This is a genomic window from Paucibacter sp. TC2R-5 (assembly GCF_025717605.1).
Taxonomy (GTDB): Bacteria; Pseudomonadota; Gammaproteobacteria; order Burkholderiales; family Burkholderiaceae_C; genus Paucibacter_A; species Paucibacter_A albus.
Genome location: NZ_JAJIRQ010000004.1, coordinates 62169 through 78861, shown reverse-complemented (window position 1 = coordinate 78861; position 16693 = coordinate 62169). Strand labels below are relative to the sequence as shown.

The following is a 16693-nucleotide window of genomic DNA, read 5'->3' as shown; positions in this document are numbered from 1 at the left end:
CAAATCCCAGCCAATGAGCGCCGCCTGCTTTAGATCAATGTACGGCGCGAACCCGCCACGGCCGCAGCGGCCACAGCAGATTCAGCGCCAGGCCACTCAACACCAGGCCGGCTGCGATCAGCTTCCAGGCCGGCAGGCTCTCGCCCAGCACCAAGGCCGCCGTGCTCATGCCGAACACCGGCACCAGCAAGGCCATGGGCACAACAGTGGCCGGCGCGTGGCGAGCCAGCAGCCAACCCCAGGCGGCATAGCCGAACAAGGTGTTGCCGACGGCTTGCCAGAGCACGGCGGCCCAGGTCGTCGCGTCAGCCCGGGCCAAGCCGGCGGACATCGCCGCCGGCCCTTCGACAATCAAAGACAGCACCAGCAAAGGCGGCACGGCGAAGACGCTGGTCCAGACCATATAGGCCAGCATATTGACCCGGCCGGCTTTCTTGCCGAGCATATTCGCGCAGGCCCAGCTGAAGGCGGCGGCCAGAATCATCACCAGCCCCAGCGGCGTAGCGCTGCCGTCCGTATGGCTGGCAATCAACCCGATGCCGCCGGCCGCCAGAGCCAAGGCCAACCATTGATAGCCCTGCACGCCTTCCTTGTTCAGCCGCATCGACAGCATCAGCGTGAAGAAGACTTGTGTCTGTATCACCAAGGAGGCCAGGCCGGGCGAGATATTGCTGCGCATGGCCAAGAACAACAGGCCGAACTGGCCAACGCCGATCAAAAGCCCGTAGCTGGCCAGATGGCGCCAGGGCAGATCGGGTTTCTTGAGGAAGAAGATCGCCGGCAATACCGCGAAGCTGAATCTCAGAGTTGCGAACAGCAGCGGCGGCAAGGCGTTCAGCCCGAGCCGTATGACGACGAAGTTACTGCCCCAGATGGCCACCACGGCCAAGGCCAACAAAAAATGCTTGAAAGGTAGACGGGCACTTGAACTCATGCGCGAATTCTGAGGGCTAGCCGACGCCATGCCCAAAGTTTTCGTCAGAGCGCAAGGCCTGCAAAAAGCTTGCGCCAAGTCAGAGACGCGGCACGCGCTGAGGCATCCAATCAGTTCACACCTTCAAACCCCAAGGCGCACAGATGAAACTCTTCATGGATCTCTTCAGCAGCGATGTCGGTCTTTTCAGCGTCGCCACCATAGGCATCGTGCTCGGCATGGGCGCCTTCTTTGTGCGCTACTTCATCACCCATATGCATGCGGACGAAGCCCGCGCCGCAGCCCAAAGCCCAAGGCATTGAGCTAAATGCCTAGTTCCCGCCACCCTCCGCGCGGTGCGATGCAGGGACGGTGGCGAGGCGTCCACCGCTCAACACTGCGTCCCTCAGGGCGCTGAGCGCACAAGGCGCACGGCCAGCTTGCGCTGCTTGTCGGTGTCGGCCCGCGCTTCGCCACTGGCCAAGTTGACGGCCCAGCCTTGGCGGACGGACAGCCGGTCGGCGTTCTCGTTCGTCCGGCCTCGGGCGATATTGGCATAGTCGTATTGGTTGACGGGCGTGGTGTTGATGCTGACCGTGACAGACCAATACCAGCCGCTGGGCGCCGCCGGGAAGAGTGCCTGCTGCGCGCCGGCTCGCTCGCCCGCAGGGGCCGAATGGGCTGAATGTGCCGCCAGTCGCTTCAACTCAGGCACCCGGGGTAGGCGCCAACTCAGGCCCTCAGCCTTGGCCGCGCTAAGGGCCCATGCGCCGGCCTCGGCACGCGTCATCAAGAGGGCCTCGCCAACACAGGTCTTGCCCGTCCACTGCATCCCGGCCACACAGCGCTGCCAGATCTGCTGAGTCGCTGTGTCGATCACAGCAGCGCCATCTTCCGACGGCGCCCAGTTTGCTGGCGCTTCAGGCTGGGCGGCCCAGGCTGCAGGGCTCGCCCAGACAGCGATCGCTGCTGCTGCCGCTGCGACAGCGCTCATCCAAGTTGGTTTCAGGAGTTCCATGGGCGGGCAGCAAAGGCAAGGTCTTGGGCTTCAAATGTAGCGCTTGATACCCGAATAGGCCGCTGAAAAGCTGAGCCGCGGATCACTGAACCGCCCGGGCCGGCAGAGGCAAAGCAATATTCACCGTGCGCGGCGCCTGCCCATATTCCTCCACCTCCAGAATCAGGCCTTGCGCCTGCGCATCGAAACGCAAGCTGTTGACGACCTCACGGTCAAACTGCGTCAATGGCGTTTCCACATAGATGAAGCCCAGGTATCGCTGACGCTGGACCAGGTCTTGCCAGTATTTTCCGAAAGCACCCCGGTGGTACACGCGGCATTCCAGCGAAGGGCCGCAATCTATGTCTTGGATCCTGCCCGGTGTCGCCATGAGGGAAAGTGACAAAGGAATCACAAAAGTAAGCACCAGCAAGATCAGGCCCATCAGCAGAAGCACAAGGATCTTGATCAGCTTCGTCCACCATTGCTTGGCGGGCAAGGTATACACGCGCAGCAGCAAAACGACGCCGCTGAAATAAGCCCCAAAGTAGGAAACGAAGTTCCAGGGCTCCTTCAAATGCAGAGGCCCGAGGATCAAGAACAGTGACAAAAGCAAGAGGGCGCCCGCCCAGCGGGAACCTTTCTTTAACCACGCAAGCCTCGGCATCGCCTCCAAATCCTTGGCCCCTAGTGAGGTCACGAACATAGGCATTCCTTTTTAAGCATAAACACAGTTGCGACCTCAGCCGCCACCCAGATGCGCCAAGGGCACACCGCCACTGGCCTTCACCTCGCCAAGCGAAAAACTGGTGTGTACATCTTTGACGTTAGGCAGATTCAACAAGGTGTCGATGGTAAAGCGGCTGAAGGCATCGAGGTCGGTCGCCAAGACCTGCAGCTCGAAGGTGCCGGCGCCCGAGATGTAGTGGCAGGAGATCACCTCGGGCAACTGCCGGATCGCATCTTCCAGCGGCTTGGTCGAGGCGCCCGTGTTGCGATCGGCGTCCAAACGCACAAAGGCCAGCACGCCCAGGCCGATCTTGCGGCGGTCGATCTCGGCGCGGTAGCCGGTGATGAAGCCCTGCTCTTCCAGCCAACGCACCCGCCGCCAGGTCGGCGCGGTGGACAGGCCAATGCGCGCCGACAGCTCGGCATTCGACAAGCGCGCATCGCGTTGCAGCTCGGCCAGGATGGCGATGTGGAAGCGATCCAGGGTGTCGCCACCGGCGCCTTCGCCATCCAGCATTGGGCTGCCAGCCGCCGACGGCGCAATGTTCAGCGCTGTTTTGGCCAAGGCTTTCGCCCGGCCATGCCCTGTTTCCGGCTTTCGAGATGCCAATCTGCACTCCTTTTGATGTTTACAGCATGATTATTGCGCTTGAATCAAAAATGCAACAGCAAAAAGCAAGCACCTGACGCCGCGCTTTCCCTACACTGCCCTACCCGGTAATACTGCCCATACCCGTTGGGGGCGAAGTCGCCACAAGCGACCTGCGCCAGCCCTGCCCCAAACCAAGAGACAAGCGACACCACCATGAATGCACCCTTGCCCGATCACATCCTGCGCGCGCTAGAAAAAGTCACGCTGGACGACAAATACGCGCTGGACTCCGGTCGCGCGTTCATGAGCGGGGTGCAGGCCCTTGTGCGCCTGCCGATGCTGCAACGCACACGCGACGCGCTGGCCGGCCTCAACACCGCCGGTTTCATATCCGGCTACCGGGGCTCGCCACTGGGTGGTTATGACCAGGCGCTGCAATCAGCCAAAAAGCATCTGGCCAAGCAGCACATCGTGTTCCAGCCCGGCGTCAACGAGGAACTTGGCGCCACTGCGGTGTGGGGCTCGCAGCAACTCGACCTGTTCCCCGAGAAGGCCAAGTTCGACGGCGTGTTCGGCATCTGGTACGGCAAGGGCCCGGGTGTGGACCGCAGCATCGACGTCTTCAAGCATGCCAATATGGCCGGCACCTCCAAGCATGGCGGCGTGATCGCGATCGCCGCCGATGACCATATCGCCAAGAGTTCCACCGCCGCCCACCAGAGCGACCACGTCTTCAAGGCGGCCGGCTTCCCGGTCTTCTTCCCGAGCAGCGTGCAAGGCATCCTGGACATGGGTGTACACGCGTTCGCGATGAGCCGCTTTTCGGGTCTGTGGTCGGGCATGAAGACGATTCAGGAAATCGTCGAATCGGGGGCCTCGGTCAGCGTCGACCCGGACCGCGTCAAGATCATCATGCCGGAGGACTTCCCCATGCCGGCCGGCGGCCTTCACATCCGCTGGCCCGACGCGCCGCTGGAGCAAGAAGCACGGATGATGGACCACAAGTGGTACGCCGCCCTGGCCTATGTGCGCGCCAACAAGCTCAACTACAACGTGATCTCGACCCAACAGGATCGCTTTGGTCTGATCGCCTCCGGCAAGGCCTATAACGACACCCGCCAGGCCTTGCACGACCTGGGCCTGGACGACGACACCTGCCGCCGGCTCGGTATCCGCGTCCACAAGGTCAATGTGGTTTGGCCATTAGAGGCGACGATCACGCGCGACTTTGCCGACGGCCTGCAAGAGATTCTGGTGGTGGAAGAAAAGCGCCAGGTCATCGAGTATCAAATCAAAGAGCAGCTCTACAACTGGCGACCAGATGTGCGCCCGCATGTGCTGGGCAAGTTCGATGACGACGCCGATTCGGGTGCCCTGGGCGGCGAATGGGGCATGGCCAGCCCGAGCAAGAACTGGCTCTTACGCCCACAGGCCGATCTGACGCCGGCCATCATCGCCCGCGCAATCGCCAAACGCCTCAAAAAGCTCGGCGTCGACGCCGATGTGATGGCACGTTTGGACGCCCGCGTCGCCATCATTGACGCCAAAGAGAATGCCCTCAAGGCCGAGGAAAAAACAGCCGCCGGTGCCGACCGCACGCCGTGGTTCTGCAGCGGCTGCCCACACAACACTTCCACCCGCGTGCCCGAAGGTTCGCGTGCAGTGGGTGGCATCGGCTGCCACTATATGGTCACCTGGATGCCCGGCCGCAACACCGCCACCTTCACGCAGATGGGCGGCGAAGGCGTGCCATGGGTAGGCCAGTCGGCCTTCACCGACGAGAAGCACATCTTCTCCAACCTCGGCGACGGCACCTACTTCCACAGCGGCATCCTGGCGATCCGCCAGTCGATCGCTGCCGGCGTCAACATCACCTACAAGATTCTCTACAACGACGCGGTCGCGATGACCGGCGGCCAGCAAGTGGGCGAGCGCGCGGAAGGCCACAGCGTCTTGCAAATCATGCAAAGCGTGATCTCGGAAGGCGTGGCCAAACTCAGCATCGTGACGGATGAGCCGCAGAAGTACGACGGTGTGGCGCTGCTGCCCGGCGTGACCGTGCATCACCGGGATGAGCTGGATGCGATCCAGCGCGAGTTCCGCGAGATCGTCGGCACCTCGGCCATCATCTATGACCAGACCTGCGCGACCGAAAAGCGCCGCCGCCGCAAGCGGGGCAAGCTGGTCGATCCAGCCAAGCGCGTTGTGATCAACGACCTGGTCTGCGAAGGCTGCGGCGATTGCTCGGTGCAGTCCAACTGCCTGAGCATCGAGCCGCTGGACACCGACTTCGGCCGCAAACGCCAGATCAACCAGAACAGCTGCAACAAGGACTATTCCTGCGTCAAGGGCTTTTGCCCGAGCTTCGTCACCGTTGAAGGCGGCCAGCTCAAGAAGCCCAAGAAGGACAAGCGCCTGAGCCCCTTCGACGCCGCTTTGGGCGCCCTGCCCCTGCCTTTGATTCCTAACCCCGAGAAAGCCTGGGGCATCGTTGTCGCCGGCGTCGGCGGCACCGGCGTCATCACCATCGGCCAGCTGCTGGGCATGGCCGCGCACCTGGAAGGCAAGGGCGTGATCACCCAAGACGCGGCCGGTTTGGCGCAAAAGGGCGGCAGCACTTGGAGCCATATCCAGATCGCCAATAGCGAAGACGCGATCCACTGCACCAAGGTCGGCACGGCCGAAGCCGACCTGGTGATCGCTTGCGACTCCATCGTCGCCGCCAACAAGACCACGCTGGCGGTGATGCGCGAGGGCCGCACCTTTGTCGCCCTGAACACCCATGGCTCGCCGACCGCCGCGCTGGTCAATGACGCTAACTGGTCATTCCCAGGCGCTGCTTGCGAGAGCGCCGTGGCGGCGGCCGTTGGCAAGGCCGGCGTCGGCATGTTTGACGCTGAGGAAGTAGCGGTCAAGCTGGTCGGCGACTCGCTCTACACCAACCCGCTGATGCTGGGCTATGCTTGGCAGCAAGGCCGCGTGCCCTTGAGCTATGCGGCGCTGATGCGGGCGATCGAGCTGAACAATGTGCAGATCGAGAACAACAAGATCGCCTTTGAATGGGGCCGTCACTGCGCGCAGGATCTGGCTGCCGTGCGGGCGCTGTTCGAGGCGCGCCAGATCATCAACATCGTCAAGCGCCCAGCGCTGGACGAGATGTTCTCCAAGCGCATCGACTTCTTGGTTGACTACCAAGACCCGGCCTATGCAGAGAGCTACAAAGCCTTCGTCGAGAAGGTGCGCGCAGCCGAAGACAAGTTGGGTGGCGTCTCGAACAAGCTGACCGAGGCGGTGGCCCGATATCTGTTCAAGCTGATGGCCTACAAGGACGAGTACGAAGTCGCGCGCCTGCACACCGACCAGAAGTTCCTGGATCAAGTGGCCAGCCAGTTCGAAGGCGACTACAAGCTGGTCCATCATTTGGCGCCACCACTCTTGGCCAAGAAGAACGCCAAGGGCGAGTTGATCAAGCAGCAGATGGGCGGCTGGATCCGCCCTGCGTTTGGCCTGCTGGCCAAGTTCAAGGGCCTGCGCGGCGGCACGTTTGACATCTTCGGCTACACAGCCGAGCGCAAGATGGAACGCGCCTTGATTGAAGAGTACCGCGCCAGCATCGAAGCGATTCTGGCCAAGGGCTTGACAACTGAGCGCCTGAGCTTGGCTACCGAGATTGCCCGCATCCCCGAGGAGATTCGCGGTTACGGCCATGTCAAGGAGCGCCATGTGCATGCGGCCCGCAGCAAGTGGGACGGGCTGATGGCGCAGTGGAAGGCCGCTGCTTGAACTGAGCCGGCATGAAGTAAAAAGGAAACCCGCAGCGCGCAAGCCCTGCGGGTTTCTCTTTTGGGGGCTGCGAGTCTTACCCGGCGCGAAGCTGCCGCCGCCGCATCAATCCAAACAGGCTCAGCAAGCCCACCACGAACATGGCCGAACTGGTCGCCTCCGGCACCGGCGTGAGCAAGAAAACATGCTGGCCCCATTGGCCGCTGGCCTTGTCGAAGTAATCACCGGCGCCGAGGATTTGCCCGCTCTCATTGATGGCTCTTGCTTGGGTCAGCTTGCCAAAACTTGCCCCCGTGTAGGCCACGGTATTCAGGTCGATCTCGTTCCAGCCCAAGGCGCCCGGTGTCCACATCATGGCCCGCTCGTCATAGGGGCCGTAAGAGCCATAACCGACGATGGTGTTGGCTTCGTTGATGCCGCCGACACCGCCGACATTCATCTGCCAATTGGCCGCCGTGGCACTGACCGGCAAGGGCGTCACCGTGCTGCCCTGCCAGACATAGGTCTGGTTCCAGCTATAGCCCGCCGCTTCATAAAAAGCCGCGCCGGCCACCGTGTTCGAATTGTTGATGGCCGCGCCCGCCGGCCTATAGCCAGCCCGCTCGGGCACAAAAGTCGTGCCGCCCACCCCGTTTGAATAGCCAGTTTGGAAACTAGCCGTGGGTGAATTGAAATTGCTCATCAGGCCCATGCCGGCGTCATTGATGGCACTGCCCGTGCTCCATTTATCCAGTTCCGTGATGGCATAGCCGCCGCTGCCATCGGGCGTCCAGATCGCAGCACCATCACCGGTGTTGCCGATGATCTGACCCTTGGCATTGATTTGCCGCACTTCGGAATAGACATAGTGATCCCAATTCGCCAAGCGCGGCAAATTGGTCCTGACACCGGCTTGCCAGACAAAGGCTTGCGACGAGCCCGCGTTGCGATCCACCCCGATCACGGTGTTGCTGTTATTGATGCCGTAGAGGGCGAAGTTATTGGCATTGCCCTGCGCATTGAAGACTTCTGTGACCGCGTAACCGCCGCCGGCCACGGGGCTCAGAATGCGGTTGCCCAGGATGACCGCGCCTTGATCGTTCAAGGCCATGGTTTGCACGTTATAGGCCGAGCCCAGATCGGTGATGGTCCAGCTGCTGGCCGCAGCCGCGTTACCTGCGCCCAAGGCCATCAACAGATGGCTTGCCAGCAAAGTCATCGAGAAGCGCTTCATCCTTGCCCCCTTGTTCATAGCTGAGAACTCGGGCGGCAAATCGCACAAAGATGCCGCCTTCCCCCTAACGATAAAGCTTGGGCGCGCTAGCGGTTTGACCTAAATCAGCTCTTCTCGGACTGTTCCAAAGATCACGACTTCAAACAATAGACGCTGTACACGCCGTCCTTTTCTATCGTGCCCTCGACCTCCTTGGCGAAGCCGGGGAAGGCTTCGGCCCAATGCTGCAGCACGCGCAAATAACTGATCCAGGCGCCGTCGGCCGGGCCGATGTTCTCGCCCGGCATCACGATGGGGATGCCAGGTGGATAAGGGATCACGCCGACGGTAACGACGCGATTCGCCATCTCATTCAGCGGCACCAACTCCACCTCGCCGGCCATCAAGGCCTGGAAGGCGACGCGCGGGGTACAGACCGGCAGCGGCAACTGCGCATAGGCCTCGGCCTCCCAATGCCCCATGCGGCCGGCGCGCAGCTCGGCCCACATCTGATCACCCAGGTCCTTCAAACCCAAACCCGCATAACGCGCCGGCGCAGCGGCCAGCACGCGCGGCAAGACCTCGGCCAGCGGCTTGTTGGCGTCGTAGTCGCGCTTGAAGTCCAGCAAGGTGTTGATCAAGGTGCCCCACTTGCCCTTGGTCACGCCCATCGAGAACAGGAACAGCACCATGTGCGCGGTGGTGCGCGATGGCACGATGCCGTGCTGGCCCAGATAGGCCGTCACCAAGTCGCAGGGAATGCCTTGCTCGGCCAGTTGGCCGTCAGCCTGCATGCCGGGCGCCACCACGGCGAACTTGATCGGGTCGAGCAGGCACCAGCCGTCGGGCAATGCATCAAAGCCATGCCAGCTTTCGCCCGGATGCAGCACCCAGCACGAGGGCTCATGCGCGAGCAAGTCGGCCGGCGCGTCGGCGAAGGCATAACGCACACCCGTGGCGGGGTCGGTGACCTCGGGCGCGTTCCAGGGCGTGAAGAACCATTCACCCTTTGCGGCCAGCTCGCGCTGCACCTGGGCCACGGCCTGGCGGCAGGCAATCGCTTCATCGATCACGTCCTGCGTCAAGGCCTCACCGGACGGCCCGGCCATCATCGCCGCCGCGACTTCATTGCTGGCGATCAACGCATACAGCGGCGAGGTTGAAGCCTGCGCGCCATAGGCTTCGTTGAAGCGGCCATGATCGATGGCGCCGCGCCCGTCGCGCACATGGATGAAGGAAGTCTGCGACAGCGCCGCCAAGAGCTTGTGGGTCGAGTGCGTAGCGTAGACGGTCGGGCCGTCATCGGCATGGCTGGACGCCGCGCCGCGCATCGCATAACGGTCCCTGTACATGGGGTTGAAGCGAGCGTAGCCATACCAGGCTTCGTCGAAATGAATGCGGTCAACGCTCTGGCCCAGCAGGCTTTCCGCGCTCTTGGCGTCGTAGCACATGCCGTCATAGGTGCAATTGGTCACGACGCTGTAGACGGCGCGCTGCGCTTGCGACCCGTTTCGGGCCTGCGCCGCCAGCGGGTTGGCTGCGATCTTGGCGGCAATCGCGGCGGGCGTCATCTGATCGGGGTGGATGGGGCCGATCACGCCATAGCGGTTGCGGCCGGCCTGCAAGAAGACGGGGATGCCGCCGGTGATAGCGAGGCCCTGCTCGATCGACTTGTGGCAGTTGCGGTCGCACAAGGCGATCTGCTGCTCGCCGATGCAGGCCGACATGATGGTGCGGTTGGACGCCGAGGTGCCGTTCAGCACCGAGTAGCTGCGGTCGCTACCGAACACACGGGCCGCGTATTGCTCGCTCTCACCGATCGGGCCGCTGTGCGAGAGCAGCGAACCCAAAGCGCCGCGCTCGATGCCCATATCGGTGCGGAACAGCGTCTCGCCGTAGGCGTCGTGAAAAAGCCGGCCGATCGGCGACTTGGTAAACGCTACGCCGCCTTGGTGACCGGGCGCCGCCCAGGAGTACTCGGCATCGCGGTTGTAGTTGACCAGCGCGCGGGCAAAGGGCGGCAGCAGCCCGTCGAAGTAACGATCCAGCGCCGCTTCAACGCGGCGCGCGATAAAGGCCGGGCTGTCTTCCAGCGTCCAGATGAATTCATCCGCCAGGCTGGCCACCTCGACCGTCATCGGCCCGCTCAAGGCCTTGCGATCGGCCATCAAGAACACCGGCATGGCCTCATTGCGCTTGCGCAGCTTGCGCAAGAGCTCGGTGGCCGCCGCATGGCTGCCTTCGTCATTCGCCCCCAAGGACCAATCCAGCAGCAGGCAGTGAATGGCGGTGTCCGACACCAGATTGGCCAGCCCGTCTTCATAAGACAGCGACTCGATCACTTCAACGCCATGCTCGCGCAGCGCGTCCACGATGGCGCGGATGCGCCGGCTGGCGGTGCTCGATTCGCCGGCGAGATCGCCGTCAACACAGAGCACGCGGGAGGGGATCGAGTTGGAGCTGGCCATGATTGAAGTCCTGATCGGAATGGCGGTTGAGTGCTTCAGTTCAAGGCAGCGCGAAGCCGGTGTAAATCAAGCGACTGGCTTCGTCCAGCGGCCCGAAATGACGCTCGTACAGCTTGGCAAAGTCAGGGCTCTTGAGCAAGCGGCTCAAAGCACCGTCCACCAACAGGCGCAAGTCATCGTCGTTGCGCGCCATCGCCAGCCCCAGCGGTTCGGCCGCAAAGCGGCGCTCCAGCACCACCACCTCGCCGCTCAGTTTGTTGCGCTGCACATAGTCCTTCAGAAGCGCTCGCTCGCCGAAGAAGGCGTCAGCCTGGCGGGCACGCACCAGCTCGATGCCCTTGCCGTAGTCGTCTACCGTGATCGCGCTGACGGTCACGCCCAGGCGGCGGGTTTGCTCGCGCACCCACGCCTCGGTGGTGGTGCCGGCGCGTACCGCGTAGGTGTGGTTGGCCAAGCCGCCATTGACGGTGCCGCGCCACACCGGGCCGCTGCGCGCCGGCTTGCCGCTCAACACGTCGCGCAAGCTGCTCGCCGCGTCGGTGCGCAACAGCACGCCGATGCCGCCGCTGACGACAGGGATCGAGTAAGACATGCGCTCGCGGCGCTTGAGCGTCTCGACCGTCGCGGTGCACAGCAGATCAACGCCGCCCTGGCTGACCGTCTCCTCGGCGTCTTCGGCCTTCAACGCCACATAACGCACATTCAAGCCGGGCTGGGACAGCTTGGCTTTGATGGCCTCGACCACCACTTGGCAGACTTCGATCGCGTAACCGACCGGTTTGCCGTCGGCGCCCAGCGATGAGTAAGGTGCGGCGCGGTCGATGAAACCGAGCTTGATGGTCTCGGCCTTTTTGATGCGATCCAGCGTCTGGGCAGAGGCGGCGAACGGCGTGACCAAACTGGCCAGGAGACCCAGGCCAAGCAGGCCGGTACAAAGTTTGCGAAAGTTACTCATGATGGGATTCCTGCTGATGGGGTTCATGGCCGAGCTGCGGCTGCTACCGCGCTTGGCTGCGCGATGAACCGGTTGGCAATGAAACCGTAGATCAAGTAACCGATCGCCATCACGATCATGCCGCCGAACACCGCCTCCTGGCCCGAGGCGTAGAGCGCATAAAAGCTGTAGATCATGGCGACCATCAAGACCGCTACATTGCGCTTGAACAGCGCCGGCGTGACGTCGGCCTTGTGCATGATGATCATCAGCGCCGACAGCGCCGTCACATAAGGAATCAAGTTGGTGACCGCTGCCAGATTGACCAGCTTGCCGAACTGCGCCGCTGCATCGGGCGACATCGTCGACACCGCCATCAGCGTCTGCAACACACCGGCCACCACCATGCCGATGATGGGCGCGTCGGCCGCAGTCACGCGGGCAAAGAACTTGGGGAACATGCGCTGCTCGGCCGCTGCCTTGGACACCTGCGCCAGCGTGAACTGCCAGCCCAAGAGCGAGCCCACGCAGGCCGCCACCGCCAGGAACAGAATCACATTGCCGACCATGGGCGAGAACATGGTCGAGTAGACCAGCGCGAATGGTGCCGTCGAATTGGCCAGTTCGGCATTTGGCACGATGCCCTGAATCACCGTGGTGGAAAGAATGTAGACCACCGCCGCGCCGCCGGTGCCGAACAAGCAGGCCAGTGGCACATTGCGCTTGGGGTTCTCGACCGCGTCGGAGTTGGCGGCCGCCGACTCCATGCCCAGGAAGGCCCAGAGAGTCAGCGGAATGCTGGACGAGATCGCCTCGGCCATGGGCACGTTATGCGGGTTCCAGGCCTGCGCGAACACATCCGACTTGAACCAAAACCAGCCTATCACCGACAAACCAGCGACCGGGATGATGACGCCCCAGACGGTGATGGCGCCGATCTTGCCCGTGACCTTGGGGCCACCGAAATTGGCCACCGTGGTCAGCCACAGCAGCCCCACCACGCCGACGAACAGCGGAGTAGCTCCGGTGCCCAGCCAAGGGATGAAGGGCGTGATGTAGCCGACCGCCGAGATGGCGATGGCCACATTGCCGATCGCCAAGGACAGGTAATACAAGAAGGAAGCCATGAAGAAGCCCGACTTGCCATGCGCCTCTTCGGTATAGGCCGACATGCCGCCCGAGCGACTGCAGAACAGCCCGCATTGCGCAAAGCTGTAGGCAATCGCCATCGAGCCGACGGCGGTGATCGCCCATGAGAGCAGCGACACAGCGCCGATCTGCGCCATATTTGCCGGCAGCATGATGATGCCGGAGCCCATCATATTGACCGCCACGATGGTGGTCAGTCCCATCAGGCTCATTTTCTTGCTGGAGTCAGCCATGCAGGCCTCCTGGTTTGAATGTCTTGGACAGCGCCAACGCTGATGCCTTGGCGTGGGGCCTAACGCCTTATTTCAGGCACTGAACGTAGTAGCGGCCGTCGCGGTCCTCGACGCCGTGGGTGTCATGGCCGAAGCCGGGGAAGCGATTGCCCCAGTCCTGAAGGCCGCGCAGATAGCCGATGAAGGGGCCATCGTCCGGCCCGGCCAACTCGCCCGGCATCAACATCGGGATGCCCGGTGGATAGGGCACCACGGCGGTGGCGATCACGCGCCCGGCCAGGTTCTCCAGCGCCACTTCCTCGATCTCGTTGTGCACCAGCTTGGAGTAAGCATCGGCCGGCGTCATCACCGGCACCGGCAGGCTGGAGAAGGCCTGCGCCTGAGCGCGCAAGATGTCGCTCGCCTTCATCTGCTCGAACATGGCGCGGGCCAAATCTTGCAAGCCCATGCCCGCGTACTGCGCCGGTGCATCGGCCACATGCTCAAACAAGACCTCGGCCACTGGCGTGTTGGCGTCGTAGGCATCTTTGAAGCGCAAGAGCGCATTCACCAGCGTGCCGAACTTGCCACGTGTGACGCCCAGCGAGAAAAGCACCAGGATGGTGAAGTCGGTGGTCTTCTCGACCTGGATACCGCGCTTGCTCAAGAAGGCAGTGACCAGCATCGCCGGGATGCCCATCTGCTCGAATGTGCCGTCACTGGCCACACCGGGGCTGACGATGGAGACCTTGATCGGGTCCAGCATGCAGTAGCCAGCCTCGATGTCCTTGAAGCCATGCCAGGCCGCGCCCGGATGCAGGGTCCAGCAGTCGGGCTCGCTAATCAGCAGCTCGTTTGGCGCATCTTCGAACGCGATTTGCGCACCGCTGACCGGGTCGGTGACGGTGTCGGCATTCCAGGTGCTGAAGAACCAGTCGCCGGTGGTTTCTGCGTCGCGCTTGATCGTGCGCACCGCCTTGCGGAAGGACACGGCCTCCTGGATCGATTCGGTCGTCAGCGTGCGGCCGCCCACGCCGCTCATCATCGCCGCCGAGACCTCGTTAGACGCGATGATCGCGTACAGCGGCGAGGTCGAGCCGTGCATCATGTAGCTCTCGTTGAAGCGCGCATGCGGCACCGGGTTGCGGCCGTCGCGCACGCTGATCAGCGAGGATTGGCTGATCGCAGCCAGCAGCTTGTGCGTGGAGGTGGTGGTGAAGATGGTCGGCTTGTCGCGCGGGTAGTCTTTGGCCTCGCCATACATGCCGAAGCGGTTGCGGTAGAGCGGGTTGAAGCGCGCATAGCCGTACCAGGCCTCGTCAAAGTGGATGCGGTCGACGCTCTTGTCGAGGAGCTCCACCACGCGCGGCACCAGGTAAATCAGACCGTCATAGGTCGAGTTGGTGACGATGGCGTGCACCGCTTTTTGCGCCTTGTCCTTGGCCAGCGGATTGACTGCGATAGCCGCCTGCACCCCTTCTTCGCTGAGCGTCTTGGCGTAGATCGGACCGATGATGCCGAGGTGGTTGCGCGAAGGCACCAGATAGGTCGGCACCACCCCCGTCATGGTCAGCGCCTGCTCGGTGGACTTGTGGGCATTGCGATCACATAAGGCGTAATCTCCACGGGTCACCGAAGACATCATGATGACCCGGTTCGACATCGAGGAGCCATTCGTCACCGTGTAGGCTCGGTCGGCGCCGAAGATCTTGGCGCAATACTTCTCGCTCTCGCCGATAGGGCCGCTGTGGTCCAGCAGGGAGCCCAACTCGCCAACCGAGATCGAAAGATCCGAGCGCAAGAGGTTCTCGCCAAAATAGTCATGGAAGGCGCGGCCCACCGGTGACTTCAGAAAGGCCGTGCCGCCGGCATGGCCCGGCGTGTGCCAGGAGTACTCATACTTCTGCGCGAACTGGATCAGCGCCTTGGTGAACGGGGGAGCCACCGCCTCACGATAGCGCTGGATGGCGGCCAACACGCGGCCGGCGATGAAGCCAGTGGTGTCCTCCAGGAACCAGATCAGCTCATCGACCTGGCGCATCACGGCGGCCGTCAGCGCCGCACCGTCTTTGTCGGCCATCAGGAACACAGGCACATCGGTATTGCGCGAGCGGATCAAATCCAGCAAGGCCTGCGCCGCGTGATGCTGCGGGTCTTGGCTGCCCAGCGTCCAGCTCAGCAAGACGCTTTGGATCGAGGGGTCGGACAGAATCACCGCGCGCGCATCTTCGGCCGAGGTGGCCTCCAACACTTCGATATCACGCTCGGCGAGCGCCTGCGCCAGCGAGCGCACCGTGCGGCCCACCGCCGTCTGGCCGCCAAACTCATCGCTGATGACCAGCACCTTCATGCCGACGATCAATGTGCCTTGACCCATTTCCACTACCCCTGGTTTTGGCCCTGCAGGCAGATGTGCTGCTCGGCCGGATTTAGCCTACGACAGACCTATTCTTTTTGTATTTGATGGCGATGCTAACGCCTAACGTCTAGGTCAAAGTGAACTTTCTGTGGCCAGCAAGAAAGTCCAGGGTTTGTACCGATGCCTCATTGAAGCGCCCGACGGCTCGCAGCTCCGAATCAGGCCACGTTCTTTGCTTCGCCCATCTGGCGCCTGCGCAGCGCCCATGCCGCCAGCACGCTGAAACCCAGCGCTTGCAGCAGCAAAATTTCAGCAAACGGCCGCACCTCGGCCAGTGTGGCGCCCATCTGGTTCAGCCGCACAAAGGTCTGGATGCCCACCACCGCTGGTATGAAGTCCCCCAGCGCGAACAGCGGTGCCGGCAGCGCCTCGCGCGGCCAGGAGAAGCCGCTCAAAAAAGCAATCGGCAGCGAGGTGCACAAGAGCGCTTGCATGCTGCGCTCTCGGTCGGCCAGCAAGGCGCCCAGCGCCACGCCCAGGGCCGCGATGCCCCAGCAATAGGGCAGCAGCAGCAATGCCGCGCCGGCCACATTGCCGCTGTGACCGTAGTCAAAAAAGCGGAACACCGGGCCGAAGAACCAGGCCGCCGAGAGCAGACCCAGACAAGCAAAGGCCAAGGTGCGGGCAGCCCAGGTGGCGAGCGAGTCGGCGTCCGGGCGCCTCCTCTCAAACCAGGTGCCGACCCACATCGCTGTGCCGATCAGCATCAGCTGCTGGATGATCAGCACCGCCACCGCCGGCACCACATAACTGCCATAACCCTGGGTCTTGTTGTAAAGCGCTACCGTACTCAGATTCAAAGGGCTGCGGCTGGCTGCTGCGCCCAAGGGCGACGCCCCCTTGGCTTGCAACTGGCGCAACTCGATGCCGGCCGAGACGGTGCCCAGCACCTCGCCGAAGCCGCTCAGCACCACCTTGTTAATCAAGAAATACGCACCGTCGGCCAAGACCGGTGCCACCACCGCCTGGCCTCGCAACACATCACGCTTGAGCCCCTGGGGCAGCAGCACATAGCCCTCAATCTCGCGCCTTGCCAGCGCCGCCTTGGCCTCCGCCTCACTGCTGGTGACAAAGCGCAGGTCCAGACGCGGGCTGGCCTGGGTGAAGCGGCCGATCTGGCGGGCGATATTGCTGTGGTCCTGATCGACGATGGCCACCGGTACGCGGCGCAGTTCCTGCGTCAGATAGGGCCAGGGGTAGAAGAAGGCATAAATGATGGGGGCGACGATGAACATCAAGAGCGTGCCCTTGTCCGTCAGCGCGCTGCGCCAGGTGAGACCCACCGTCTTAAACCAGGCCCACATT

General features: G+C 62.8%; 12 protein-coding genes. 2 read left to right on the top strand and 10 right to left on the bottom strand.

Features of this window, described 5'->3' with window-relative positions:
* Window positions 1-34: 34 nt before the first annotated feature.
* Complete coding sequence (locus LNV08_RS10330; protein WP_263533620.1) at window positions 35-934, bottom strand: EamA family transporter; 900 nt, start codon at window positions 932-934, stop codon at window positions 35-37.
* A 143-nt stretch (window positions 935-1077) separates the two neighbouring features.
* On the opposite strand from LNV08_RS10330, the gene LNV08_RS10325 reads away from it, so the two are divergent.
* On the top strand, window positions 1078-1236 hold the full coding sequence (locus LNV08_RS10325; protein WP_263533619.1) for a DUF3149 domain-containing protein: 159 nt from the start codon (window positions 1078-1080) through the stop codon (window positions 1234-1236).
* 83 nt (window positions 1237-1319) lie between these two features.
* Here the strand turns inward: LNV08_RS10325 and LNV08_RS10320 are convergent, their stop codons facing one another.
* The 3 genes from LNV08_RS10320 to LNV08_RS10310 form a co-directional block, all read right to left on the bottom strand.
* A complete protein-coding gene (locus LNV08_RS10320) occupies window positions 1320-1931 on the bottom strand; it encodes a DUF1566 domain-containing protein (RefSeq protein WP_263533618.1) in 612 nt (203 codons plus the stop codon).
* A gap of 82 nt (window positions 1932-2013) precedes the next feature.
* Complete coding sequence (locus LNV08_RS10315; protein WP_263533617.1) at window positions 2014-2616, bottom strand: hypothetical protein; 603 nt, start codon at window positions 2614-2616, stop codon at window positions 2014-2016.
* A 36-nt stretch (window positions 2617-2652) separates the two neighbouring features.
* Window positions 2653-3156, bottom strand: a complete 504-nt coding sequence (locus LNV08_RS10310; protein WP_263534069.1) for an Lrp/AsnC family transcriptional regulator — start codon at window positions 3154-3156, stop codon at window positions 2653-2655.
* A 288-nt stretch (window positions 3157-3444) separates the two neighbouring features.
* Between LNV08_RS10310 and LNV08_RS10305 the strand changes: the two genes are divergently transcribed.
* On the top strand, window positions 3445-7014 hold the full coding sequence (locus tag LNV08_RS10305) for an indolepyruvate ferredoxin oxidoreductase family protein (RefSeq protein WP_263533616.1): 3570 nt from the start codon (window positions 3445-3447) through the stop codon (window positions 7012-7014).
* A 76-nt stretch (window positions 7015-7090) separates the two neighbouring features.
* On the opposite strand, the gene LNV08_RS10300 is transcribed toward LNV08_RS10305, so the two are convergent.
* From LNV08_RS10300 to LNV08_RS10275, 6 genes are all read right to left on the bottom strand, one after another.
* Window positions 7091-8212 carry a hypothetical protein gene (locus LNV08_RS10300; RefSeq protein WP_263533615.1) on the bottom strand — a complete coding sequence of 374 codons (1122 nt, stop codon included), beginning with the start codon at window positions 8210-8212 and terminating at the stop codon, window positions 7091-7093.
* 146 nt (window positions 8213-8358) lie between these two features.
* Window positions 8359-10674, bottom strand: coding sequence for an Orn/Lys/Arg decarboxylase N-terminal domain-containing protein (locus LNV08_RS10295; protein ID WP_263533614.1), 2316 nt, complete (start codon window positions 10672-10674; stop codon window positions 8359-8361).
* 40 nt (window positions 10675-10714) lie between these two features.
* A complete protein-coding gene (locus LNV08_RS10290) occupies window positions 10715-11629 on the bottom strand; it encodes an amino acid ABC transporter substrate-binding protein (protein ID WP_263533613.1) in 915 nt (304 codons plus the stop codon).
* A gap of 23 nt (window positions 11630-11652) precedes the next feature.
* Window positions 11653-12990 carry a putrescine-ornithine antiporter gene (potE, locus tag LNV08_RS10285; protein ID WP_263533612.1) on the bottom strand — a complete coding sequence of 446 codons (1338 nt, stop codon included), beginning with the start codon at window positions 12988-12990 and terminating at the stop codon, window positions 11653-11655.
* A gap of 67 nt (window positions 12991-13057) precedes the next feature.
* Entirely contained in the window at window positions 13058-15346 is a 2289-nt protein-coding gene (locus LNV08_RS10280; protein ID WP_263533611.1) for an Orn/Lys/Arg decarboxylase N-terminal domain-containing protein, read from the bottom strand.
* A gap of 200 nt (window positions 15347-15546) precedes the next feature.
* Window positions 15547-16692, bottom strand: a complete 1146-nt coding sequence (locus LNV08_RS10275; RefSeq protein WP_263533610.1) for an ABC transporter permease — start codon at window positions 16690-16692, stop codon at window positions 15547-15549.
* Window position 16693 lies beyond the last annotated feature (1 nt).